The 21875-nt window shown below is 64.2% G+C and carries 17 protein-coding genes; 10 read left to right on the top strand and 7 right to left on the bottom strand.

What is annotated here, in order from left to right:
* Nucleotides 1–4: 4 nt before the first annotated feature.
* Both F3H95_RS19060 and F3H95_RS19065 read left to right on the top strand, forming a co-directional pair.
* A complete protein-coding gene (locus F3H95_RS19060) occupies nt 5–634 on the top strand; it encodes an SGNH/GDSL hydrolase family protein (RefSeq protein WP_149747156.1) in 630 nt (209 codons plus the stop codon).
* A gap of 85 nt (nt 635–719) precedes the next feature.
* Nucleotides 720–2318 carry an ABC transporter substrate-binding protein gene (locus F3H95_RS19065; RefSeq protein ID WP_149747157.1) on the top strand — a complete coding sequence of 533 codons (1599 nt, stop codon included), beginning with the start codon at nt 720–722 and terminating at the stop codon, nt 2316–2318.
* Between the two features lie 130 nt (nt 2319–2448).
* Here the strand turns inward: F3H95_RS19065 and F3H95_RS19070 are convergent, their stop codons facing one another.
* Both F3H95_RS19070 and F3H95_RS19075 read right to left on the bottom strand, forming a co-directional pair.
* The gene (locus F3H95_RS19070; RefSeq protein ID WP_188134430.1) at nt 2449–3270 is read right to left on the bottom strand and encodes a sulfotransferase domain-containing protein; all 822 of its coding nucleotides are present in this window, start codon (nt 3268–3270) and stop codon (nt 2449–2451) included.
* Nucleotides 3267–4205, bottom strand: a complete 939-nt coding sequence (locus F3H95_RS19075; RefSeq protein WP_149747159.1) for a hypothetical protein — start codon at nt 4203–4205, stop codon at nt 3267–3269. The genes F3H95_RS19070 and F3H95_RS19075 overlap by 4 nt, the downstream gene beginning before the upstream one ends.
* 31 nt (nt 4206–4236) lie before the next feature.
* On the opposite strand from F3H95_RS19075, the gene F3H95_RS27205 reads away from it, so the two are divergent.
* The 3 genes from F3H95_RS27205 to F3H95_RS19085 all read left to right on the top strand — a co-directional run bounded on the left by F3H95_RS27205 (nt 4237) and on the right by F3H95_RS19085 (nt 7665).
* On the top strand, nt 4237–4404 hold the full coding sequence (locus F3H95_RS27205) for a hypothetical protein (RefSeq protein ID WP_185969771.1): 168 nt from the start codon (nt 4237–4239) through the stop codon (nt 4402–4404).
* A gap of 439 nt (nt 4405–4843) precedes the next feature.
* Nucleotides 4844–6925 (top strand): acyltransferase family protein, encoded by a 2082-nt coding sequence (locus tag F3H95_RS19080; protein ID WP_149747160.1) that lies wholly within the window; start codon nt 4844–4846, stop codon nt 6923–6925.
* 203 nt (nt 6926–7128) lie between these two features.
* Nucleotides 7129–7665 carry a hypothetical protein gene (locus tag F3H95_RS19085; protein WP_149747161.1) on the top strand — a complete coding sequence of 179 codons (537 nt, stop codon included), beginning with the start codon at nt 7129–7131 and terminating at the stop codon, nt 7663–7665.
* Between the two features lie 36 nt (nt 7666–7701).
* Here F3H95_RS19085 and F3H95_RS19090 read toward each other — a convergent pair whose 3' ends face one another.
* The 5 genes from F3H95_RS19090 to F3H95_RS19110 all read right to left on the bottom strand — a co-directional run bounded on the left by F3H95_RS19090 (nt 7702) and on the right by F3H95_RS19110 (nt 12324).
* On the bottom strand, nt 7702–8481 hold the full coding sequence (locus tag F3H95_RS19090; RefSeq protein ID WP_149747162.1) for an ABC transporter ATP-binding protein: 780 nt from the start codon (nt 8479–8481) through the stop codon (nt 7702–7704).
* Nucleotides 8481–9314 carry an ABC transporter ATP-binding protein gene (locus F3H95_RS19095; protein ID WP_149747163.1) on the bottom strand — a complete coding sequence of 278 codons (834 nt, stop codon included), beginning with the start codon at nt 9312–9314 and terminating at the stop codon, nt 8481–8483. Before F3H95_RS19095 ends, F3H95_RS19090 begins: the two co-directional genes overlap by 1 nt.
* 4 nt (nt 9315–9318) lie before the next feature.
* Nucleotides 9319–10203: an ABC transporter permease gene (locus F3H95_RS19100; RefSeq protein ID WP_143124751.1), complete on the bottom strand. Its 885-nt coding sequence runs from the start codon at nt 10201–10203 to the stop codon at nt 9319–9321.
* Entirely contained in the window at nt 10203–11225 is a 1023-nt protein-coding gene (locus tag F3H95_RS19105) for an ABC transporter permease (protein ID WP_143124750.1), read from the bottom strand. The genes F3H95_RS19100 and F3H95_RS19105 overlap by 1 nt, the downstream gene beginning before the upstream one ends.
* Before the next feature lie 319 nt (nt 11226–11544).
* On the bottom strand, nt 11545–12324 hold the full coding sequence (locus F3H95_RS19110) for a FadR/GntR family transcriptional regulator (protein ID WP_143124764.1): 780 nt from the start codon (nt 12322–12324) through the stop codon (nt 11545–11547).
* Between the two features lie 436 nt (nt 12325–12760).
* On the opposite strand from F3H95_RS19110, the gene F3H95_RS19115 reads away from it, so the two are divergent.
* The 5 genes from F3H95_RS19115 to F3H95_RS19135 all read left to right on the top strand — a co-directional run bounded on the left by F3H95_RS19115 (nt 12761) and on the right by F3H95_RS19135 (nt 21663).
* Nucleotides 12761–15451 (top strand): LuxR C-terminal-related transcriptional regulator, encoded by a 2691-nt coding sequence (locus F3H95_RS19115; RefSeq protein WP_149747164.1) that lies wholly within the window; start codon nt 12761–12763, stop codon nt 15449–15451.
* A gap of 123 nt (nt 15452–15574) precedes the next feature.
* On the top strand, nt 15575–17266 hold the full coding sequence (locus F3H95_RS19120) for a hydantoinase B/oxoprolinase family protein (protein WP_149747165.1): 1692 nt from the start codon (nt 15575–15577) through the stop codon (nt 17264–17266).
* On the top strand, nt 17263–19335 hold the full coding sequence (locus F3H95_RS19125) for a hydantoinase/oxoprolinase family protein (RefSeq protein WP_149747166.1): 2073 nt from the start codon (nt 17263–17265) through the stop codon (nt 19333–19335). The genes F3H95_RS19120 and F3H95_RS19125 overlap by 4 nt, the downstream gene beginning before the upstream one ends.
* Before the next feature lie 3 nt (nt 19336–19338).
* Nucleotides 19339–20433: an ABC transporter ATP-binding protein gene (locus F3H95_RS19130; protein WP_149747167.1), complete on the top strand. Its 1095-nt coding sequence runs from the start codon at nt 19339–19341 to the stop codon at nt 20431–20433.
* A gap of 60 nt (nt 20434–20493) precedes the next feature.
* Nucleotides 20494–21663: an extracellular solute-binding protein gene (locus F3H95_RS19135; RefSeq protein ID WP_143124745.1), complete on the top strand. Its 1170-nt coding sequence runs from the start codon at nt 20494–20496 to the stop codon at nt 21661–21663.
* Nucleotides 21664–21875: the final 212 nt, after the last annotated feature.

The raw sequence follows: 21875 nt of genomic DNA on the forward strand, positions 1-21875 counted from the left end.
GCCGATGCGAACCATCCTCGCCTTCGGCGACAGTCTGACCTGGGGTGCCGATCCCGAAACCGGGCTTCGCCACCCGCCGCAGCATCGCTGGCCGGAGGTGCTGGAGCAGGCGCTTGACGGCACGGCGCGGGTGATTGCCGAAGGGCTTGGCGGGCGCACCACCTGCTATGACGATCACACCGGCCCTGCCTGCCGCAACGGGGCAAAGGCGCTGGCCGTGGCGCTGGCCAGCCACATGCCGCTCGATCTCGTCATCATCATGCTCGGCACCAATGATCTGAAGCCCGCGCATGGCGGGCGGGCCGAGGCGGCATCCTCCGGGATGCGCCGGCTGGCGGAAATCGTCGAGACCTTTCCCTACAAGCCGCGCAGCGCCCGGCCGAAACTTCTGATCGTGGCGCCGCCGCCCTGCGGTGCGGGACCGGGCGGCGTGCCGGCCGGCGGTCGCAGCATTGCGGAATCCGAACGGCTGGCGCCGCTTCTCGCACTGGTGGCTGAGGAGGCCGGCGCCGGCTTCTTCGATGCGGGATCGGTGGCGAAGGCTTCGCCCGCCGATGGCGTTCATCTCGATGGATCCGCCACCGCTGCGATCGGGCGGGCGCTCGAAGGGCCGGTGCGCGCGATAATGGCATGACCGGATCCGCACGGCCGGCGGAGGACGACGGCCGCGGATCGCAACAGCAAGGGTCGCCGAAGGCGCGACCATCAGGGAGGAAATCATGAAACTTCGACTTGCAACCGTGGCGCTCGGCGCCCTTCTGATCGGATCGCTGCCGCTGCCGGCCGGCGCGGAGACCCCGAAGGACCAGCTGGTGGTCGCCACGACCATGAGCAATATCCTGACCCTCGATCCGGCCGCCATCACCGGCCGCGAAACGGTGCAGGTGCTGAACAACGTCTATGACACGCTGGTGATGCTGTCGCCCGAGGATCGCAGCGTCCATCCGCGCCTTGCCGAGCGCTGGGAGATTGCCGCCGACGGCCGCTCCATCCGCTTCTTCCTGCGCAAGGACGCGAAATTCTCCTCGGGCAATCCGGTGACGGCGAAGGACGTGGCCTGGAGCCTGAAGCGCCTGCTCCTGCGCAACCTCGCGCAATCCTCGTTCCTGAAGACGCGCGGCTTCAAGCTGGAGGCGGCCGACAAGCTGATGGTGGCCGAAGACGATCACACCTTCGTCCTCACCCTGCCGCAGCCGGACGACCCGAACCTGCTGCTGATGATCCTTGCCCAGAACGGCCCGGGCTCGATCATCGACAGCAAGACGGCGCTCTCGCACGAGAAGGACGGCGATCTCGGCGGCGGCTGGCTGACGCTAAACTCCGCCGGCTCCGGCCCCTTCACGCTGACCCAGTGGAAATCCAACGAATACATCATTCTCACCCGCAATGATGCCTATTGGGGAGAAAAGGCTGCGATGCGGCGCGTGCTGATGCGCCATCTGCCGGAATCCCAGTCGCAGCGCCTGATGCTGGAAAAGGGCGATATCGACGTCGCCTATTCCATGCAGGCGCCGGATCTCGCCGCACTCGAAAAGGACAAGGCGATCACCATCCAGTCGACGCCCGGTTCCGGCTTCTACTATCTGGCCGTGTCGATGAAGGACGAGAAATTTGCCAACCGCAAGGTGCGCGAGGCCCTGCGCTACCTCATCGACTACAAGGGTATCAACGATGCGGTGATGCCCTATTACGGCACCTTCCACCAGCGGTCGCTGAGCAGCGGCGTGATGGGCTCGCTGCCGGACCAGGGCTATGGGCTGGACGTGGCGAAGGCCAAGGCGCTGCTGGCGGAAGCCGGCTATCCGAACGGCTTTGACACGACACTGCGCGTTCTCTCCGAGGATCCCTTCCTGAAGGCTGCGACCGCGATCCAGAACACGCTCGCCCAGGCCGGCATCCGCGCCCAGATGATCAGCGGTTCCGGCGACCAGATCTACGGTGCGATGCGTGACCGCAAGTTCGAACTGCTCGTCGGCCGCGGCGGCGGCGGCCAGCAGCCGCATCCGGACAACAACCTGCGCTCGATGGCCTATAATCCCAACAATGCGGATGAGGCCAAGCTCACCAACTACCAGAGCTGGCGCACCAGCTTCTTCGACGACAAGCTGAACAAGATGATCGAGACGGCGCTGGTGGAACGCGACCCGGCCCGCCAGACCAAGCTCTACGAGGATCTCCAGGGCTACATGGACGAACTGGTCATGCCGATCCAGCCCTTCTCCGAGGTGATCGACACCGCTGCCTATCGCAGCGACGTGAAGGGCATGATCGTCAGCCCCTGGCTGTCACGCTTCGAAAAGGTGACGAAGAGCCGCTGATCGAAAGGCGCCCACCCCGTCGGCCCTCGGCGGGGGCATGGCCCGTCATCGGGCTCCGCCGCTGCGCGGCCTGGTCGTGCCCGGCCTGCCTGGCTTGAAGTGCGCCATCGCATCTTGCGCCGGTGACCGGTTACGGCCCACCCGTCCTTTCTGTCCGATGGCTTGCCAGGAAGGCGGCAACCGGATCGGCCGCCAATGTGGGCCAGTGGCGGGCGTCGATGCCGGTGACCGCAACGGTCGCCCTGGCATCGGCAACAAAGAGGTCGCGCAGCCGAAGAATGTCTTTCGGCTGCGGTGCGAGGTCCGGCAAAGGATTTTGCCGTTCGCGAAGGGAGGAAACCGGCGGGAATGGCGCAACGCCGAGGAAGCCGGCGATATGCGCCATTGTGCCGGCAGGGTCCGCTGCAAGGCCCCGCGATTCGAGAAACAGAACCTGTGAGGCCGGAAACAGGCTGAGCACGCGGCGGACCTGGTACAGGTAAAAGCCGCGCTCCACATAGGAGTGATCCCGCCAGGCTCGTCCGAGCGGTTCTGAGATCAGACGCCGCGGGCCGGCCTCGATTGCTTCCGGGAACGACAATGTTTCCGTTCCGCGATCCAGTTGCATGGACCACTGCGACCAGGCTCTTTCGATCGGATCGCGCAGCAGGAGAATGATCTTCGCCGTGGCATTATAGCGCTGGATCCGCTCCAGTGCATGCGGCCAGAAGCTGCTGATCGGCGTCGCTTCGAAGCGGAGGGTGCCCGCCACGGGTGGCGGATAGAGGGCATGCAGGCGTTCGATCTGCGGATTGCTCCAGTCCAGGCTTTCGTCATCGAAGAAATGGGGCTCCTTCACCCGTGCGCCTGCGAGCGACGGGTGGCTTCGAAGATACACATCCAGGCTGGTGGTGCCGGCCTTCTGCACCCCGGCAATGAAGAGACCGACCCGTTCGGCGCTGTGTCCCGTCACGCGTCGTCGGTCCTGCTGCATGCCTGGTGCAGATCGTCGAAAATCGCGGCAAGTGCAGTCTGATCGCGGACAGGGTCGGGTGAGCGCCAGAACGGCGGGGATGCGGAAAGCCGCCGGAAGAGATACTCCGCCGTCATCACCTTTTCATGCCGGCCTGCCGCCTCCAGCAGGTCTTCGGCGGCAATGTCGATGCGGGCCTGCTGCAGATCGTCATCGAGGTCTGCAAGTCCTGTCAGCGCGGTGTGGAGGCGGTCGAGCAGGGGGCCGAGGCGGGGACCGAACATGTCGACCGGATCAAGGCCGGTGTGGTGCCGCAGATCCGGCCTCAGAGGGGATTGTGCGAGGTCCGCGGCACCCCACGGGCCGGGCAGACGGCGGATCCGCCGGGCAGTGCCCTGCCAGTCGGCCATCATCGCCCCGTAGGAGACCGTGACCCGTGGCACGCTGCGGCTGTCGCGTTCGGCGGCGATGACATGCTGCGCCCAGAGAAGGCCGGCATAAGTTGCCGAGATCTGGTCGCGCCGTCCGAGCGAGGCAGCGACCTCCGTCGGATGGCGAAGGGCCATCACAACCGAACAGGCCATGCCCGAAGCCGCCAGCAACTGGCGCGCATAGGGGAAGAAGCGACACATCCGCGGATCCTTGATCAGCGGAAACGGGGCGGTTGCCGGCGGGTAATCCACCGCAAGTGCTGCGGCGAGGGCGCCGGTGATCGCCTCCAGCCGTTCAGGGGCGGCTGCCTCGAGGGAAAACGGTTTCAGATCGAACCAGGCCGTGTCGCAGGCGGCCAGCAATTGATCGTGAAGTTCGATGATCTCCGCCGGTTCGAAATAGCCTTCCGGATTGTCGGGCGAGGGGGGATTGGGCCGCGCCGGCGGATCAGCCCCCAGCGTCACCAGAAGCTTCGCCAGAGCCGAAGTCCCACTTCGATGCATGCCTAGAACGACACACGCATGGCGATTCAACATGGCATCAGGCATTACGGGGATCTTCTCCTTCCAATGGGTGCTGGTCTGGCCAATGGGTGTTCGTCAAATCCGCATCGGCAGGTTATTTCACCTGTCGCTTGCATATCTGAAAATCCCTGAGGAAAACATGCTATCGGAACTCGATAGATGGGAATATCAGGTGTGAAAACAATACTATCTCTGTCGGTTGTCCGATTTTAGCCTATCTGACCAGCCCGAGACCACCGGGTGGTCTACCCGCTCCAAGGGGCGCCCTTTCAACCTGCGAGGCAGCGGTTCGGCAGGTCCTGGATCCTCTCGTTTCGAACTGTGATCGAGGGGTGCCGCGGATCGCAGGTGGTATCCCCGATGAGGGCCGGCCGGCTCGCTGTGTTCCGTCCGCTTTGGTCGGTGCCGAGAGACTGTCCGGGAACTCAACCCGCATTTCGCGTTATGCTGCTGTTTGCCCGGCGCAGCCAAGCCTGATGGCTTCTCACGCCACACGCAAACGTCGCAAGACCTCTCCACACAGAGGGTCGGGACAAATCCTGTCATGGCCGCTATGAATTGCCGGGAAGGCTGGCAAACGCGCAGTCTGATCCATCCGACAAGGCTCCGACAGCGCAATGACAAGACCCCCCCGGCATCTGGCCCATCCTCAATATCGACCCGACATTGATGGTCTGCGGGCTATTGCCGTGCTGGCTGTCGTCGCGTTCCACGCATTCCCTCAGGTGGTCAAAGGCGGCTTCATTGGCGTTGACGTCTTTTTCGTTATCTCGGGCTTCCTGATCTCGACCATCATCTTTGAGAGCCTTGATAACGGCATGTTCAGTTTCTCCGCTTTCTACGCAAGGCGTATCCGGCGAATATTCCCGGCTTTGCTCCTGGTGCTCGCCGCCAGTTTCTCCTTTGGATGGTTCGGACTTCTGGCGGATGAGTATAAGCAGTTGGGAAAACACATTGCCGCTGCTGCTGGTTTCGTTTCAAATTTCCTGCTGCAGAGCGAGACAGGTTATTTTGATAATGCTGCAGATACAAAACCTCTTTTGCACTTGTGGAGCTTGTGCATAGAAGAGCAGTTTTACATAATATGGCCGTTTATGATATGGATTTTGCGATACGGTAAATCGAAATCAAATTTATTATTCGTTTTATTGATTACGATAGTCTCGTTTTCTATGAATGTCTGGAATGTTGAAAAGGATCCTGTCGCCACCTTCTATACGCCTCAGACCCGATTTTGGGAGTTGTCGTGCGGAAGCATTCTGGCCTGGCTTTTGCTCCCCGCGCATCGTTGTCACCATGAATTGAAGGGAAAGAAGCATTTAAATGCAATTTGGCTTATTGTTCTGAATTTTATATCTGATAACAAAGTTTTTATATCAAATATTATTTCTGTATTTGGAATATTTATCCTTTTATATGGTTTTGTGAACATTGACAAAGGCGCGGAATTTCCCGGGAAATGGGCCGTCGTGCCGGTTTTGTCTGCTATCTTTATTATTCTTTCCGGTGAATCTGCCTGGATCGGCAGAAAAATATTATCGAATAGAATCTTTGTGTGGTTTGGCCTGATTAGCTATCCGCTCTATCTGTGGCATTGGCCGCTGCTGTCGTTTGCTCGAATCGTTGAGGGCGAGGTGCCGGGGCACGCGATTCGTATCGCGGCGGTAATGATGTCCGTCGGACTTGCCTGGCTCACCTATCAGTTCGTGGAGCGTCCCATCCGCCAGGATGGCGGCAGCAAGGCGAAGGTTTCGATTCTTGTTCTGCTGATGATCGTCATCGGGTCTGCCGGATATAGTGTGTATGTGCATGATGGGCTGAAATTTCGAGATTCTGTCAAATTTGTTCAGAATCAGATGGATGATCTGGATTTCAAGATTGACCGAATGACCAAGGGTTGGCTTTGCGATCCTCTCATCGCCAGGGGAACGAGATGTTTTTATTCTGGTTCGAACCCCTCGGTTGTTATCATGGGTGATAGTCACGCTGCCAGAATATATGTGGGGCTTCGGGAGTTCTATTCCGCGCAGGGCAAGGGCGTCGCTGTCTTCGGTGGTGGTGGCGGGTGCCCGCCGCTGCTGAATGTCGTCAGTAAAATGAGTTCAGGTGATGACACCCAGAACTGCCTGGTCAAAATGAGCGACCCTCTCAAACAAATCATCAACACTCCAACGATTGAAGAGGTGATCTTCGCATCAAGAGGCCCCTTGTATACGACTTCCAATGGCTTTGGCGATTTTGACGGTGATCGGTACGGTCAATGGGTTCTTCATGACGAAAACAACCCGCAGGGTGCAAAGAGCAATTCCGACGTCTTCTTCGGGGCGCTCGGGGCCACACTTGATGCCCTGCTGGCTGCCGGCAAAAAGGTGACATACCTGCTCGATGTTCCGGAGTTGGGTTTTGATATTCGTTCATGCCTGGCTTCTCGACCGATAACCTTGACCTCCAGGACAAGGGAACCCTGCGCAGTTTTGAGGTCCCAGTTTGAGTCCCGAAATCGGGATTTTCGAGCGCGGCTGAGCCAGGTTCTGGCGTCCCGAGCGGATGTGAAGGTTGTGGATCTGGCGGAGGCCTTGTGCGACGAAAAATACTGCTATGGCAGCAAGGATGGCGTCCTCCTCTACAGTGACGATGACCATCTCAGCCGTCGCGGTTCGGAATATGTCGTTCATCGTTTATGGGATAAATTTCGATAGGAACACGCCTGCATCACGTTTACCGCATGCCCAATCCATGAGATTGACCTGACAATCCCGTTGATTGGCGCTGGTGGTTCTGCAGGCACATTGCAACCGTTGCAGCTGGCCGGTCCGACATGGTCGGAGCGGTTGCCCTTCTTGAATTTCCGACCCGGCGCTCACACCGCCCGTATCGCAGCAAACCGCAGGACCCGCTCCCCATGCCGCATATCCCGATGATCGACTATGATACAGCGCCGGACCATATTCGCGCGGCGCATGACGCGGAAATTGCCGCGCGCGGGCGCATGACCAACATGAAGCGCACGCTTCTGCATTCGCCGGAGGCGCATCGCATCTATGCGGAATGGTTCACACTGCGCGCGGAGCTTGACCCGGCGCTGGACGACCGGGCGGTGCAGGTGTTCTGCAAGGCGATTTCGGAGGAGGCGGGCTCGAAGATCGCCGTCACCTTTTTCCGGCGGGCGCTCATTCTCTCCGGTGCCGATCCGGACCGGCTGGAACTGCGCGCGGAGGATCACCTGCTCGATGCCTTCGGCCGGGCGATGGTGCTGAATTCCCGCGCGGTGCCGGGCGAGATCTGGACGGCGCTGAAGGCGCGCTATCCGGCCAAGGTGCTGGTCGATCTCGTCGCCTTCGGCGGCATCATGCTGGCAACCGCCGTGTTCAACAACGTCGCCGAGGTGGCGTTCGACCCGGAGCTGGAGCCGTTTGCCGCGCCCGACGAAAGCGCCTGAGCACACGCATCCTCCGCCCCTGCCGGCGAGGGGCCGTCAGGCCCGGGCCGTGGCGGGGCGGACGCCCTCATAGGCGAGTGATGCGGCGATCAGTTCGCGGGCGTAAGGGTGGCTCGCGCGATTGTCGGCGATGGCCTCGCGCGGCAGGATTTCCGTGACCTCGCCGCGCTGCATCACGGCAAAGCGGTCGCACATATGGTCCACCACCGCCAGATCGTGGGTGACGAGCAGATAGGTGAAGCCGCGCTCCTCGCGCAGGCGCTGCAGCAGGTTGAGGATTTCCGCCTGCACGGACACGTCGAGCGCGCTGGTCGGCTCGTCGAGCAGCAGCAGCGAGGGTTCGAGGATCAGCGCACGGGCAATCGCGATGCGTTGCCGCTGGCCGCCGGACAGCTGGTGCGGAAAGCGGTCGAGGAAGGCGACGGGCAGTCCGACATCGGTCAGCGCCCGGCGCATGCGGGCCTCGCGGTCATCCAGCCCGTGGATCGCCAGCGGTTCGTGCAGCACGGTGCGCACCGACTGGCGCGGATGCAGCGAGCCGTAGGGATCCTGGAACACCATCTGCAGCATGCGGCAGCGGGCAATCAAGGGCAGCTGCCGCACGGACTGGCCATCCAGCAGGATGTCGCCCTGCCAGAAATCGGTCAGCATCGACAGGCAGCGCAGCACCGTGGACTTGCCGGAGCCGGATTCGCCGACGAGGCCGAAGCATTCGCCGGGCTTTACCGAGAAGGACACGTCGGGCAGCACTTTCACGGCCGAGGGGCCGGCGCCGAAGGTGATCGACAGGTTGCGGACATCGACGGACACGGACATCAGGCTTTCTCCTCCAGCCAGTCGGGCTTGCGGTCCAGGACGGCGAGCGGCCGGCGTGGCCCGCCAATGCGCGGCTGCGCGGCCAGAAGCCCGCGCGTATAGGGATGCTCCGCCTGGTCAAGATCGGCGGCGGAAAGCGTTTCCACCACCCGCCCCGCATACATGATCAGCACCCGGTCGCAGAAATTGCGCACGAGATTGAGATCGTGGCTGATCATGATCAGCCCGATGCCGCGCTCGCGCACCAGCCCGTCCAGAATGTCGAGCACCTGCAGGCGCACGGTCACGTCGAGCGCCGAGGTCGGTTCGTCGGCAATCACCAGATCCGGATCGGCGAGCAGCATCATGGCGATCATCACGCGCTGGCCCATGCCGCCGGAAATCTCGTGGGGATACTGGCGGTAGACCCGCTCGGGATCGCGGATCTTCACGGCGGCGAGCATGGCGAGCGCCCGTTCGCGGGCGGCGCTGCGGCTGACGTCGAAATGGCGCAGATAGGTTTCCGCCACCTGATCGCCGACGCGACGGATCGGGTTCAGCGAGAATTTCGGATCCTGCAGGATCATCGACATGCGCCTGCCGCGCACCGACAGCATCTGCCGCTCGGAAAGGCCGTTCAGATCGACATCCTCGAAGCGCAGCCGGTCGGCGCTGATCGTGGCGCCCGGCAGAAGCTTCAGCAGCGCGCGGCCGACGGTGGACTTGCCGGAGCCGGATTCGCCGACGATGCCCAGCCGCTCGCGACCCAGCGTGAAGGAGATGCCGCGCACGGCATCGCTCGTCGCACCCGCATAGCGCACCTTCAGGTTTTCAACCTGGAGAATGGGGCTCATCGTCTCACCTCCGGTTCATCTGCTTGGGATCGAGCGCATCGCGCAGGCCATCGCCCAGCAGGTTGAAGGCGAGGCTGACGCAGAGGATGGCAAGGCCGGGGAAGGTGACGAGCCACCAGTTGTCCAGCATGTAGCGACGGCCGGTGGCAATCATCGCACCCCATTCCGGCAAGGGCGGCTGGGCGCCGAGGCCGAGAAAGCCGAGGCCGGCGGCCGTCAGGATCACGGTCGCCATGTTCAGCGTCAGGCGGATCAGCACCGAGGGCAGGCACATCGGCATGATCGACTTGACGATGATGCGGGTGGCGGACGCCCCCTGCAGGCGGGCGGCGGCAATGTAATCGGCGCTGCGCACCGTCATCGCCTCGGCGCGCGCCAGCCGCGCGATCGGCGGCCAGGCGGTGAGCGCAATCGCGATGATCGCATTGTTGAGGCTGGGGCCCAGGGCAGCGACGAAGGCGAGCGACAGGATGAGGCTCGGGAAGGAGAGAAAAATGTCGGTGATGCGCATCATCACCATGTCCACCTTGCCGCCGAGATAACCGGAGGTGGCGCCGATGCCAAGCCCGATCGGCCCGACGATGATCGAGACGAGGAAGATGATCGACAGCGTGATGCGGGCCCCGAAGATCAGCCGGCTGAAAATGTCGCGGCCGAGTTCGTCGGTGCCGAACAGGTGGCCGTTGCCCGGCGCCTTCAGCGTGTTGGCGAGGTTCTGCACATAAGGATCGTGCGTGGCGATCAGCGGCGCGAACAGGGCGGACACGATCAGCAGGGCAAGCACCAGCAGGCCGAAGGCGGAGGTGGGGCTGCGCAGCAGGAACAGCGCGATGCGCGACAGCGTGCCGAGCCAGGCCGGCGCCGTCAGGGTTTGCGTGCGGGCACTCATCAGCGGGTCCTCGGATCGAAGAAGCGGTAGAGAAGGTCGGAGAAGAGGTTGAGGCCGATGAAGATGACGCCGACGATCAGCACGCAGGTCATCACGGCATTCATGTCGCCGATGATGAGATTGCTGGTCAGATACTGGCCGAAACCCGGCCAGGCGAACACGGTTTCGATCAGCACGGCGCCTTCCAGCAGCGAGCCATAGGCCAGCGCCACGATGGTGACGAGCTGCACGCGGATGTTGCCGAAGGCATGCAGCCAGATGGTCTGCGCCCGCGACAGGCCCTTCACCCGGGCGGTCGTGACATATTCCTGGCCGAGCTGGTCCAGCATGAAGCTGCGTGTCATGCGGGTGATGTAGGCGGCGGAGGAGTAGCCAAGCAGCGAGGCCGGCAGGATCAGGTGGTTGAGCGCCGACCAGAACACGTCCATCTCGCCGGCCATCAGGCTGTCGATCAGGAGGAAGCCGGTGCGCTCGTCGACAAGGCCGATATAGAACTGGTCCATCCGCCCGCTGCCGCCGACCAGGCCGAGATGGGCGTAGAAGACGATCAGCGCGATCATGCCCGTCCAGAAGATCGGCATGGAATGGCCCATCAGGCTCAGCACGCGGATGACGTGATCCGGCCAGCGCTCCTTGTTGACGGCGGCCAGCACACCCATCGGAATGCCGAGCAGCGCGCCGATCAGGATCGCGAAGGTGGCAAGCTCGATGGTGGCCGGCATCACATGCAGGATGTCCTTGATCACCGGCTGGCCGGTGCGGATCGAGGTGCCGAAATTGCCGGTCGCGACATCGCCGAGATAATAGAAGAACTGCTCCCACAGCGGCCGGTCGAGGCCGAGCGCGCGATAGACCTGTTCATAGGTCTCGCGGGTCGCATCCTCGCCCACCATGGCGCGCACGGGATCGGCCGGCATCATGCGGCCGATGAAGAAGGTCAGCATCAGGAGGCCGAGAAGCGTGACGGCAATGCTGCCGGCCTGCCCCGCGGCCCGCCCGATGCGAAGGGAATGGAATGGCATGGTTCCTCCAGATGCGACCGCTCCTCACGCGGCCACGTCATCCTGTCAGACAGGTTTGGTCGAACCTGTCACATGGATCTTCCGGTGTCAAGCCGGCAGGTCGGGTGCGGGGGTATGGTTGTCGCTCTGCCCCCGTCCTGGCGCAACGGATGCGGGGCCGCGCCCGAGGGGGCTGGCTGACCTGTGATCGCGGCGCGTGCCGGGGGGGCGCCCCAACCAAAGGGCTAGGGCGGCACGTTTGCGTGTGGAGCAGGGTTGGGGAGCGGATCTCGGGAGATGGACGAGCGAGCGAAACGCGCCGGCTGGCCCCGCCAGAACCTCAGCGATCGCCGTCCGGCTGTGCGGCGGTCTGGCTGCGCAAGAGGGCCCGGTAACGTTCCAGACTGCCCTTCAGATGCGCGCGCATGCGGCTGCGGGCGGCCTCGGCATCACCCTCGATGATGGCGTCGACGATCTGTGCGTGTTCTTCCTGCAGATGCAGGTTGTAGTCCTTCGGCCGGCTGCCGGGCGGTGAACCCTGCAGGTCGCCGCGCGGGATGATGCCGGTGCGGATGAGCTGCAGGAATTCCGGAAAGCGGCTGTTCTGGGTGGCCTTGGCGATGGCGAGATGGAAGTTGAAATCGGCGTCGCGGGTCGGCTTGCTGGCGGCGAGACAGTCGGCAACGATGCGATGCGCATCAACGATGGCCTCGATCTGCAGGGCCGAGCGGCGGGCTGCGGCGAGTGCGGCGGCCTCCACCTCGAACACCGTGCGCAGTTCGAGGAGTTCGATCACGGAGGAGATGCGCTCCGTGGTCAGGTCGTCGAACGGCCGTTCCTCCGCCGGCTTCATCTCCAATGCAAACACGCCGGCACCCTTGCGGGCCTCCACCAGCCCGTCGGCGCGCAGGATGGCGATCGCCTCGCGCACCACGGTGCGGCTCACGCCGTATTCGCGGGTCAGCGCGCTTTCGCTCGGCAGCCGGTCGCCGGCCCGAAAGGCGCCGGCCGTGAGTTGCTGGCGCAGCGCCGAACTGATTCGGAAGGCGAGCGACTTGCCCTGCTGGCCGTCTGCAGCCAGCACTGCCTCGGTCGATCCTGCCGCCGGTATTGCGGCCATCGTCTGCTCTGCCATCCTGTTCCCCGTTCTCTGCATGCCTGCCCCGTTGACCTGCAAACCTGTCAGGCATCTTTACGCGAGGCAGGGGCGGTTGCCTAGGGGAGGCGTGAGTCCGGCACCGCCGACCTGCCGCTTTGCTCCCTGGGTGGTGGCCGCTGTCCCTGTCGACGCCGGTCTGAAACCGGCCCATGGAGAGGCCCCATCACCAGCGAGCGGATTTTGCAGGCCGCCTGCCGCCGTTACACGTGCCCCCGGCGGGGTGGCGAATGCCGCTCGCGATGGTTGGGCGGTGTCGCAGACTGATCACATTTGTTGTGAGGAACGTGAATTTTCTTTGTCAGAACCCCCAACTTCTGTAGGGTTTGCAGGGGTTTAAGCGCATTTCAGCACTCTCGCCAGCTTGCCATTTGCCATGGCTCGCAGCAAGCTGTCAGCCATGAGCGACGAAAACCGTTTTGCACCACCGATCAGCGGCCACAGGCCCATCCGGCGGCGCGGCCTGCTGCAGACCCTGCAGCGGTCCGGCCCGCGCCGGCTGACGACGGTGGTTGCCTCGGCCGGTTACGGCAAGACGTCGCTCGGCCAGCAATGGTATGAGGCGCTGTCGGCCAGGGGCATCGCCTGCCTCTGGGTGGCGCTCGATCAGGAACATGCCGACCAGCAGCAATTCCTGGCGACGCTTCTGGAGGCGCTGGAGCAGGTCCTTCCGGAAGACAGTCGCGGCCTCGATGCCGGCAGCCTGCCGGTTGCCTCGATGCTGTCCATACTCTCCACCCGCCTCAAGCGCATCACCCGCCCGCTGGTGCTGTTCCTCGATGATTATCACCTCGCGCAGAACGACGCGACCGAGACGCTGATGGCCAAGCTCCTGGCCGATCGCAGCCTCGACCACCTGAAGCTGGTGCTGATTTCGCGCAGCCCGCCGCGCTTTCCGCTGTCGCAGCTGCGCCTGCATGGCGAACTCAAGCAGATCACCGTCGCCGATCTCGGCTTTTCCAGCGACGAGGCGCAGGAATTCTTTGCCGAGCGCAGCCTCGGCCTCACGCCGGCCCAGGTGGAGGAACTGAACCGGCGAACCGAAGGCTGGGCGGTGGCGCTGCAGATGGTGCGCCTGCTGGTCAGCGAGCAGCCGCAGGCGGATGCCGTGCTTGCCTCCTTCGACGGCAGCAATGCCGAGATGGGCAATTATCTTTCGGAACAGGTGTTCCAGCAGCTGCCGGACGACATCCAGCATTTCCTCCTGCAGACGGCCGCGCTGCCGGCCTTCAGTCGCGAACTGGTTACCGCTATCATCGACCAGCCGGACGTGGGCGCGGTCATGGAGCGCCTTGGCCAGCATGCGCTACCGATCACCCATCTGGCGGGGCAGGGCGGTTTCATGCGCTCGCACCCGGTGTTCAACACCTTCCTGAAGCAGATGGCGGCGCGGCGCGGCTATGACACGCTGTCGCCGCTGCGGCGCGCGGCCCGCTGGTACGAGCGGCAGGGGGATTGCGATCAGGCCGTGCGCCATGCGCTCTCGGCCGGCAGTGCGGATCTCGCCGCCCGCATCGTCGAGACCGCCGGCGGCTGGCGGCGCGTCTATGCCACCACGCGCGGCGGCACCATGCTGTTTCAGACCATCAGCGCCCATGCCTGCGAGATCGATCTCGAACGCTTTCCGCTGACCACGCTCGGCCTCTCGGTGGTCAGCGCCAAGGCCGGGCAACTGGAGTCCGCCAACCACTATCTGGCGATTGCCGAGCGCGCCGTCGGCAGCCTGCCCGCCTATGCGGCGGATCTGCGTGTGGTGAAGGTCCTGCTGTCGCTCTATTTCGATCACTTCGCCAGCGCCGCCGATCTGGCCGCGCTGGAGGACGACCTGATGCGTCAGGAGGGGCTGGAACTGATCCACCGGGCGCTGGCGCTCAACATGCTCTCCTACAATTTCCTGATCCGCAGCGATCTGGAGCGGGCCCGCCATTACGGGCAGCTGGCGATCCGCACCTTCCGCGATGGCGGGGCGGATTTCGGTGCGATGCATCTCTATACCCATGTCGGACAGGCGGCCTTCTTCGGCGGGGATGTGGCGGAGGCGGAGAATGCCTATGACCGGCTCATCGAGGAGGCGCAGGCCAATATCGGCGCCGGCAGCGATCTCGATGCGGTCGGCCAGGTGCTGAAGGCGGAACTGATTTCGATGCGCGGCGAGCTGGCGCCGGCGGCCGAGCGGCTAGCCTGGGCGCTGCCGCATGTAGAGCGGCACGACACCTGGTTCGATCTGCTCGCCGCTGGCTTCATGGCCCAGCAGCGGGTGCTGCGGCTGAGCGGCGATCACGTCGGCGCGCATGGCTCCATCGACCGGGTGCGGGCGGCGGCCAAGCGGCGCGGCTTCGAACGGCTGATCCGGCTGGTGGATGGCGAGCGCTGCATCCTGTTTCTCTGCTCCGGCGATGTGGAACAGGCGGTTCGCGCGGCGGAAAGCTCCGGCTACGGGCGCGTCTTCATCCAGTCCGAGCGGCTGAACGCCCTGCCGGTCCATCTGCGCGGCACCACGCCGGCCCTTCTGTGGACGCGGCTCTATCTGGCGCTGGGGCAGCCCGGCAAGGCGCGCGAGGCGCTGGACTGGTTGCTGACCCACCAGCAGCAGAAACCGCATTTTCTGCGTTCGGTGGAACTGACGCTGGTCAGCATCCGGCTGCTGTTTGCCGAGGGGCGGGTGGACGAGGCGCGCAGCATGCTCTGCGATCTCGCGACGACGACGCCGCTTGCCGATTATCCCGCCTCGCTCAGCATCGAGGGGGCTCCGTTCATGGAGACGCTGCGGGGGCTTGCCGCCGATCCGGCCTTTCCGGTGGTGGCCCGGCAGAGGCTCGAGCGCTGCATGCTCGCCGATGCAGGGCCGGACCTTCTGGTCAAGGGCATGGCGTCCGAAATCGCCATTCCCGGGGCCGCGCTCACCGATCGCGAGCGCGGCGTACTGGACCTGCTCTCTGCCGGTCTCAGCAACAAGGAGATCGGTCGCAGGCTCGATCTCAGCGACAACACCATCAAGTTCCACCTGCGCAACATCTTCACCAAGCTGAATGTCAGCACCCGCACCGCTGCCGTCACCACGGCGCGGGAAAAAGGTGTGCTGCGCCGTTGATGCAACCCACCCGAACGGGTGGGGCGGGTGGACGGGTGGCCTACCCTTTTGGCAGGCTGTTCACCGCTGCCCCTTCCGCCTTAGCATCGCCCTCGTGCAGAAATGGCAGAGGGCAGGCGAGGCATGCTGGCAGGCGGCGGTTATGTCGATCCCGTGACGCAGGAAATCATCGAGGGCAAGCTGCTCGCGACCGTGGACGAGATGGGCATCGTCATGGCCCGAACCAGCATGAGCCCGGTGATCTACGAGGTGCTGGACTTTGCCTGCGGCGTGCTGACCGCCGAGGGCGAACTGGCGGCGCAGATGAACGGCATCACGCTGTTCACCGGCACCTTCGGCACGCAGGTGAAGGGCCTTCTCGCCCGCTTCGGCGCCGATCTTGTCGATGGCGATGTGCTTCTGACCAACGATCCTTACGCCGGCGGCACGCATGCCTGCGACTTTGCGGTGGTCAAGCCGATCTTCCACAAGGGAAGGCTGGTCGCCCATGCCATCAATGTCGCGCATTATCTCGATGTCGGCGGCTCGGTGCCAGGCAGTCTTGCGCCGAATGCCACCTCCGTCTTTCAGGAGGGGCTGCGCCTGCCGGGTGTCAGGATCGCCCGCGGCGACCGCTTCTGCGACGATATCCTGCAGATCATCCGCGAAAACGTGCGCCTGCCGGAGATTGCGCTCGGCGACCTCACCGCCCAGATGGCAACCGTGCGGGTGGCTGCCCGCCGTATCGGCGAGATCGCCGACAAATACGGGGCGGACACGCTTGCCCATGCCTTCGAAAACCTGCTGACCGCCAGCGAGAGGCTGAGCCGTGCCGCGATTGCCGCCCTGCCGGATGGCACCTACAGCGCCGAGGACGTGATCGATGGCGATGGCGTCAACCCGGATCCGATCCCGGTGCGGGTCTCCGTGACGATTGCCGGCGACCAGATCACCGCCGATTTCACCGGCTGCCCGCCGTCCGTCGCCGGCCCGATCAACTGCGCGCGCGGCGCACTGCAATCGGCGGTGCGCACCATCGTCAAGGCGCTGGTCGGCCCGCAGGCCCCCTCCAACGAGGGCTGGTTCCGGCCGCTGACGGTGATCGCGCCGCCCGGCACGCTGTTTACCGCCGAAAAGCCGGCGCCGACCGGCTGGTATTACGAAGGGTCGGTGCATGCCTCCGAACTCGTCTGGAAGGCGCTGGCGCCGCTGATGCCGTCGCGCTTTTCCGCCGGCTCCTATTCCAGCCTCTGCGTGGTCTATATTTCCGGGGTCGACGAAGCCGGCCAGCCCTTCATCCATATCGAGCCACAGCATGGCGGCTGGGGCGCCAGCGAGGGCCGCGACGGCGCCAATGCGCTGATCGCGCTGACCGACGGCGATACCTATAACTACTCGGTCGAAGCCATCGAGGCGCGTTTTCCGGTGCGGGTGCGCCGCTATGCCCTGAATGTCGAGGGTGGGGTCGGCGCCGGGCGCCGGCGCGGCGGCTTCGGCATCATCCGCGAATACGAGATCCTCGGCGAGACCGCGTCGGCCTATTGCAGCTTCGGCCGCACCGAGACCGCGCCCTGGGGCATCGATGGCGGCGCGGACGGCTCGCCCAACCGGCTGGAGATCGTGCCTGCCGATGCGACGGAAACCCGCCGCCTCGGCCGCGAGCCGCATATTCCGCTCGCGCAGGGCGATGTGGTGCGCATCATCACCGGTGGCGGCGGCGGCTGGGGACCTGCGCAAGAGCGCGAAACCGAACATGTCAGACGCGATATCACCCATGGCCTGCTGACCGAGGCGGCGGCACGGCAACTCTACGGCTATCAGGGAGAGACCCCATGATCAGGCTTGCAACGGATGTCGGCGGAACCTTTACCGATCTCGTCGGCTATGACGAACGCACCGGCGAGGTGTTTACGGCCAAGAGCCTCACGACGGTGGACGACCAGTCGCTCGGCGTGCTCGATGCCATCGCCATGGCCGAGCGCAAGGACGGCCTGCGCCGCCGCGACGTGACCTTCTTCGCGCATGGTGGCACGACTGTCATCAACGCGATCACCGAGCGCAAGGGTGTGCGCACCGCGCTCGTCACCACCGCCGGCTTTCGCGACGTGCTGGAGATCGGCCGTGGCAACCGGCCGGATCTCTACAATCTGCAGTTCCACAGCCCGGAACCCTTCGTGCCGCGCAACCTGCGCTTCGAGGTGCGCGAGCGCATCGATGCCAGGGGCCGGGTCGTCACGCCGATGGAACTCGACGACCTCAAGCCGATCATCGCCGCCTGCATGAAGGCGGAGGTGGATGCGGTCGCGATCCTTTTCCTGCACAGCTATGCCAATCCGGAGCACGAGGCGCTGTGCGCCGACATTCTTGCCGACGCGCTGCCCTTTGCGACCATCTGCGCCAGCCACGAGGTGTCGCGCCAGTGGCGCGAATACGAGCGCTCCAACACTGTCGTCATGAATGCCTATGTGCAGCCGATCATCCAGTATTACTTCGAACGGCTGGAAGAATCGCTGACCGATCAGGAGCTGACCTGCCCCTATTATGCCATGCAGTCGAACGGCGGCATCGCCACCTTCGACCAGGTGGTGAAGAGCCCGCTGACGCTGGTGGAATCCGGCCCGGCCGGCGGTGTGGCGGGGGCTGCGCGCATCGGTGCGCTGATCGGCGAGACGGAGGTTCTGTCGCTCGATGTCGGCGGAACCACCGCCAAATGTTCGCTGATCCATGACAGTCGCCCGACGCTGGATGCCGAATACCGGCTGGAGCGCAGCCGCATCAACCCTGGCTACGCCGTGCAGGTGCCGGTGGTGGATATCGTCGAGATCGGTTCCGGCGGCGGTTCGATTGCCCGTATCGATGGTCGCGGTGCCCTGACCGTCGGTCCGGAAAGCGCCGGCTCCATGCCGGGGCCTGCCTGCTATGGTCGCGGCGGCGACAGACCCACCATGTCGGATGCGCTGGTGACGATCGGCGTCTTCGATCCCGCCACCTTTGCCGGCGGCACCATGACGCTTGACGTGGAGAAGGCCCGCGCGGCGATTGCCACCGTGGCCGAACCGCTCGGCATGACCATCGAGGATGCGGCGCTGTCGATCATCGAGATCGCCCATGCCAACATGATCAATGCGCTGAAACTCGTCACCGTGCAGCGCGGCCATGATCCCCGCGATGCGGCCTTCGTGATCAGCGGTGGCGCAGGCCCGGCGCTTGCCGCAAGCCTCGGTCGCGAACTGAAGGTGAAATCCACCGTGGTGCCGCTGCATCCCGGCATCTTTTCCGCCTGGGGCATGCTGGCGGCCGAACCGCGCGCCGATTTCCGCGCCAGCTGGTTCTCCGCGCTTGATGATGCGGCGCTTGCCGGTGCCGACAGCCGTTTTGCCGGGCTGGAGCGCGAGGCGGTGGATTATTTCGCCAAGGGGGAGCAGGCCGAGATCCGCCTCACCCACCGCATCGAGGCGCGCTACCGGGGGCAGGAACACGGCGTCTTCACCCTGCACGAGAAGGGCGAGAGCGCGCAAGCCTTTGCCGAGCGCTTCCACGCCGCCCATGAAAAGGCCTATTCCTTCCGTCTGCCGCATTCGGCGATCGAGATCACCATGCTGCATCTCGAAGCGGTGCTGAGCGGCCCGGTGATTGCCGTGCCGAAGCAGAAGCCGGCCGGGAATGCTGAAGAGCTCTGCGCCAGCGGCCATCGCAACGTCTATTTCGGCGGGCTGGATGGCTGGGTGTCCTGCCCGGTCTGGGAGCGCGGCCGACTGACGCAGGGGATGACGCTCAAAGGCCCATTGATTGTGGAGGAATCTACCGCCACAACTCTGGTTCTGAAGGGACAGCGGCTGGATCTGACGCCGGAAGGCATCATGATCATCCGCGAGATTGATGACGCACCGGGCGGAGAGCGCTGATCCATGGCCATTTCGATCCAGATCGAGACCGTCACCCGCGCCTTCGGCCCCGTCCGGGCCGTGGACGCGGTCTCGCTGGAGATCCGGGCCGGCGAATTCTTCACGCTTCTCGGCTCGTCCGGCTGCGGCAAGAGCACGCTTCTGAAGCTGATCGGCGGTTTCGACGCGCCGACCGGCGGGCGCATCGCCTTCGACGGGCGCGACATGGCGGGCATTCCGGCCAATCGCCGCCCGGTCAACACCGTGTTCCAGAGCCTCGGCCTCTTTCCGCACATGACGGTAGCGGAGAATGTCGGCTACGGGCTGCGGCTGAAGGGGCTGCGCGGGGCCGCCCTTTCCGCCCGCATCGAGTCTGCGCTGGAGCTGGTGGAACTCGGCGGTTTTGGTCCGCGCGACGTCAATCTTCTCTCGGGCGGCCAGCGGCAGCGCGTGGCGCTTGCCCGGGCGCTGGTCATGGAACCCGGCATCCTGCTGCTCGACGAACCGCTGACCGGCCTTGACGAGCGGCTGCGCCAGCAGATGCGCGACGAATTCGGCCGGCTGCACAAGCGCACCGGCGCCACCTTCATTCTGGTGACGCACAATCAGGACGAGGCGCTCAGCCTTTCCGACCGCATGGCCGTGATGCATCGCGGCCGGCTGGAGCAGATCGATGCCCCGGCGCGCTTCTTCGAGGCGCCGGCGAATGCCTTCGTGGCGCGCTTCGTCGGCATCGACACGCTGCTGACGCATCAGGGTGTTATCCGCGAGGCCGATGCAACCTATGCCATGATTGCGGGTGAGAAAGTGCCGGTCCGGATGGGCGGACCCGCAGGGCCGGCCGACAGCGTCGTTGCCCTGCGACCGGACCGGCTGCTTCTTCACCCGTCTTCTGATGTTGAGTTGAAGAATGCGCTTGCCTTGCGTCTCAAGGTGGTGGAAACCCGCTATCGCGGTCTCCATCACGATGTGACGCTGGCCTTTGCCGATGGGCAGCGGGTGGTCGTGTCGCTGGAGGCGGACCAGCCCGTGCCGGCCGAGGGCCATCTGGTCGAGGTGGGGCTGAAGCCGGGCGGCGCCATGCTGATTTCCAATGCGGGGCTGCCGGCCGCCGCATGACCTTTCATTGCCGGGGGGCGCCACGCCTCTCAATCCTGGTTGATAAAAAAGGGGAATGACATGAGAGACTTTTTGAAAACACCCTCTTCCGCGCTGGCCAGCAATCTCGGCCGGCGCGATCTGCTGAAGCTGATGGGGGCCGGCACGGCAGCGGTAACGCTCTCCGGCCTCGGCGCCTCCGCCGCACGGGCGGCCGGCAGCGTCGCCTTCTGGGCCACCGCCACGCTCGACATTGCCGACAAGTGGCAGGCGTTTGCCAAGGAGACCGGCGTGATGCCGGAATTCACCGACAACGGCAACGATGTCGGCCCCGTCATTGCCCGCCTCGTTGCCGGCAATGCCAATGATCTCTTCGATGTCGGCGGTTTCCAGGGCGGCGCCGAGAAGGAACTGGCCCGACAGGGCGCCATCATTCCCTGGGACCTCTCCAAGATCCCGAACTATGACAGCGTCTGGCAGTGGGCCAAGGACATTCCGTATCTGCGCCACGAGGGCAAGCAATACGGCATTCCGACCGTCGTCAATGCCGACTCGATCATCTACCGCCCCGACAAGCTCGGCAAGGTCGACAGCTACGGCGTGATCTTCGACAAGAAGCTGAAGGGCCGCGTCGCCATGGAGGACGCCTGGATCAACAGCGCAATCTTCACGGCGATGTATCTCAAGGAATCGGAAAACAAGCCGATCAAGGATCCGGGCAATCTTTCCGAATCCGAACTCGGCCTCGTCATGGAATTCCTCATCAAGCACAAGAAGGACGGCCAGTTCCGCACCTTCTGGAATGGCTGGGAACAGGGCGTGCAGCTGGTGGCGAACGAGGAAGTCGACGCCATGACCGGCTGGGAGCCGATCGTCTACGAGGGCCGCAAGCGCGGCCTGCAGGTGGAATATGCAGCCCCCGTGGAAGGGTACGAGGGCTGGGGCAACAACACCGTGCTGCTGAAGGGCGCGGCCACCCGCGGCGTGACCGATGCGGCGCATGCCTTCGTCAACGGCCTGCTCGGCGGCTTCTATGGCTGCGAACTCGGCCAGCTGCGTGGCTATCTGGTGCCGACCGACAACAATGTCGCCTATGCCCGCAAGAACGCTTCCGCCTACAAGCCGGAGGCCGTCGAGGCGCTCGGCAACCACGTGAAGGCCAAGTTCGGCGGAAAAGTCTACTGGCAGAATTGCCGGCCGGACAATTTCCAGCTCTACGAGGAATGGTGGCAGAAGCTGCGCAACGCGTGAGGGCGGATCACCCTGTCCGGCAGGGCAGGGGCGGGCCTTTTCGACTGGCCTTATGCCGGGCGGCGCACCCCCTTCTGTCCTGCCGGACATCTCCCCCTCAAGGGGGGAGATCGGCAGGCGGCGGCGGTTCCCCACGGCTTCCGGGTGCGTGGCGGCTCCTGTTTTGCGGTCAAAACCTCTCCGTCGTCATCCTCGGGCTTGACCCGAGGATC

Origin of the sequence: Rhizobium sp. RU35A, assembly GCF_900156005.1 — a bacterium.
In the GTDB taxonomy this organism is placed as follows: Bacteria; Pseudomonadota; Alphaproteobacteria; order Rhizobiales; family Rhizobiaceae; genus Neorhizobium; species Neorhizobium straminoryzae.

Coding starts and splice junctions, on each gene's coding strand:
- F3H95_RS19060 (WP_149747156.1), top strand. CDS start 5: ATGCGAACCATCCTCGCCTTCGGCGACAGTCTGACCTGGGGTGCCGAT.
- F3H95_RS19065 (WP_149747157.1), top strand. CDS start 720: ATGAAACTTCGACTTGCAACCGTGGCGCTCGGCGCCCTTCTGATCGGA.
- F3H95_RS19075 (WP_149747159.1), bottom strand. CDS start 4,205: ATGCATCGAAGTGGGACTTCGGCTCTGGCGAAGCTTCTGGTGACGCTG.
- F3H95_RS27205 (WP_185969771.1), top strand. CDS start 4,237: ATGGCATCAGGCATTACGGGGATCTTCTCCTTCCAATGGGTGCTGGTC.
- F3H95_RS19080 (WP_149747160.1), top strand. CDS start 4,844: ATGACAAGACCCCCCCGGCATCTGGCCCATCCTCAATATCGACCCGAC.
- F3H95_RS19085 (WP_149747161.1), top strand. CDS start 7,129: ATGCCGCATATCCCGATGATCGACTATGATACAGCGCCGGACCATATT.
- F3H95_RS19090 (WP_149747162.1), bottom strand. CDS start 8,481: ATGTCCGTGTCCGTCGATGTCCGCAACCTGTCGATCACCTTCGGCGCC.
- F3H95_RS19095 (WP_149747163.1), bottom strand. CDS start 9,314: ATGAGCCCCATTCTCCAGGTTGAAAACCTGAAGGTGCGCTATGCGGGT.
- F3H95_RS19100 (WP_143124751.1), bottom strand. CDS start 10,203: ATGAGTGCCCGCACGCAAACCCTGACGGCGCCGGCCTGGCTCGGCACG.
- F3H95_RS19105 (WP_143124750.1), bottom strand. CDS start 11,225: ATGCCATTCCATTCCCTTCGCATCGGGCGGGCCGCGGGGCAGGCCGGC.
- F3H95_RS19110 (WP_143124764.1), bottom strand. CDS start 12,324: ATGGCCGCAATACCGGCGGCAGGATCGACCGAGGCAGTGCTGGCTGCA.
- F3H95_RS19115 (WP_149747164.1), top strand. CDS start 12,761: ATGAGCGACGAAAACCGTTTTGCACCACCGATCAGCGGCCACAGGCCC.
- F3H95_RS19120 (WP_149747165.1), top strand. CDS start 15,575: ATGCTGGCAGGCGGCGGTTATGTCGATCCCGTGACGCAGGAAATCATC.
- F3H95_RS19125 (WP_149747166.1), top strand. CDS start 17,263: ATGATCAGGCTTGCAACGGATGTCGGCGGAACCTTTACCGATCTCGTC.
- F3H95_RS19130 (WP_149747167.1), top strand. CDS start 19,339: ATGGCCATTTCGATCCAGATCGAGACCGTCACCCGCGCCTTCGGCCCC.
- F3H95_RS19135 (WP_143124745.1), top strand. CDS start 20,494: ATGAGAGACTTTTTGAAAACACCCTCTTCCGCGCTGGCCAGCAATCTC.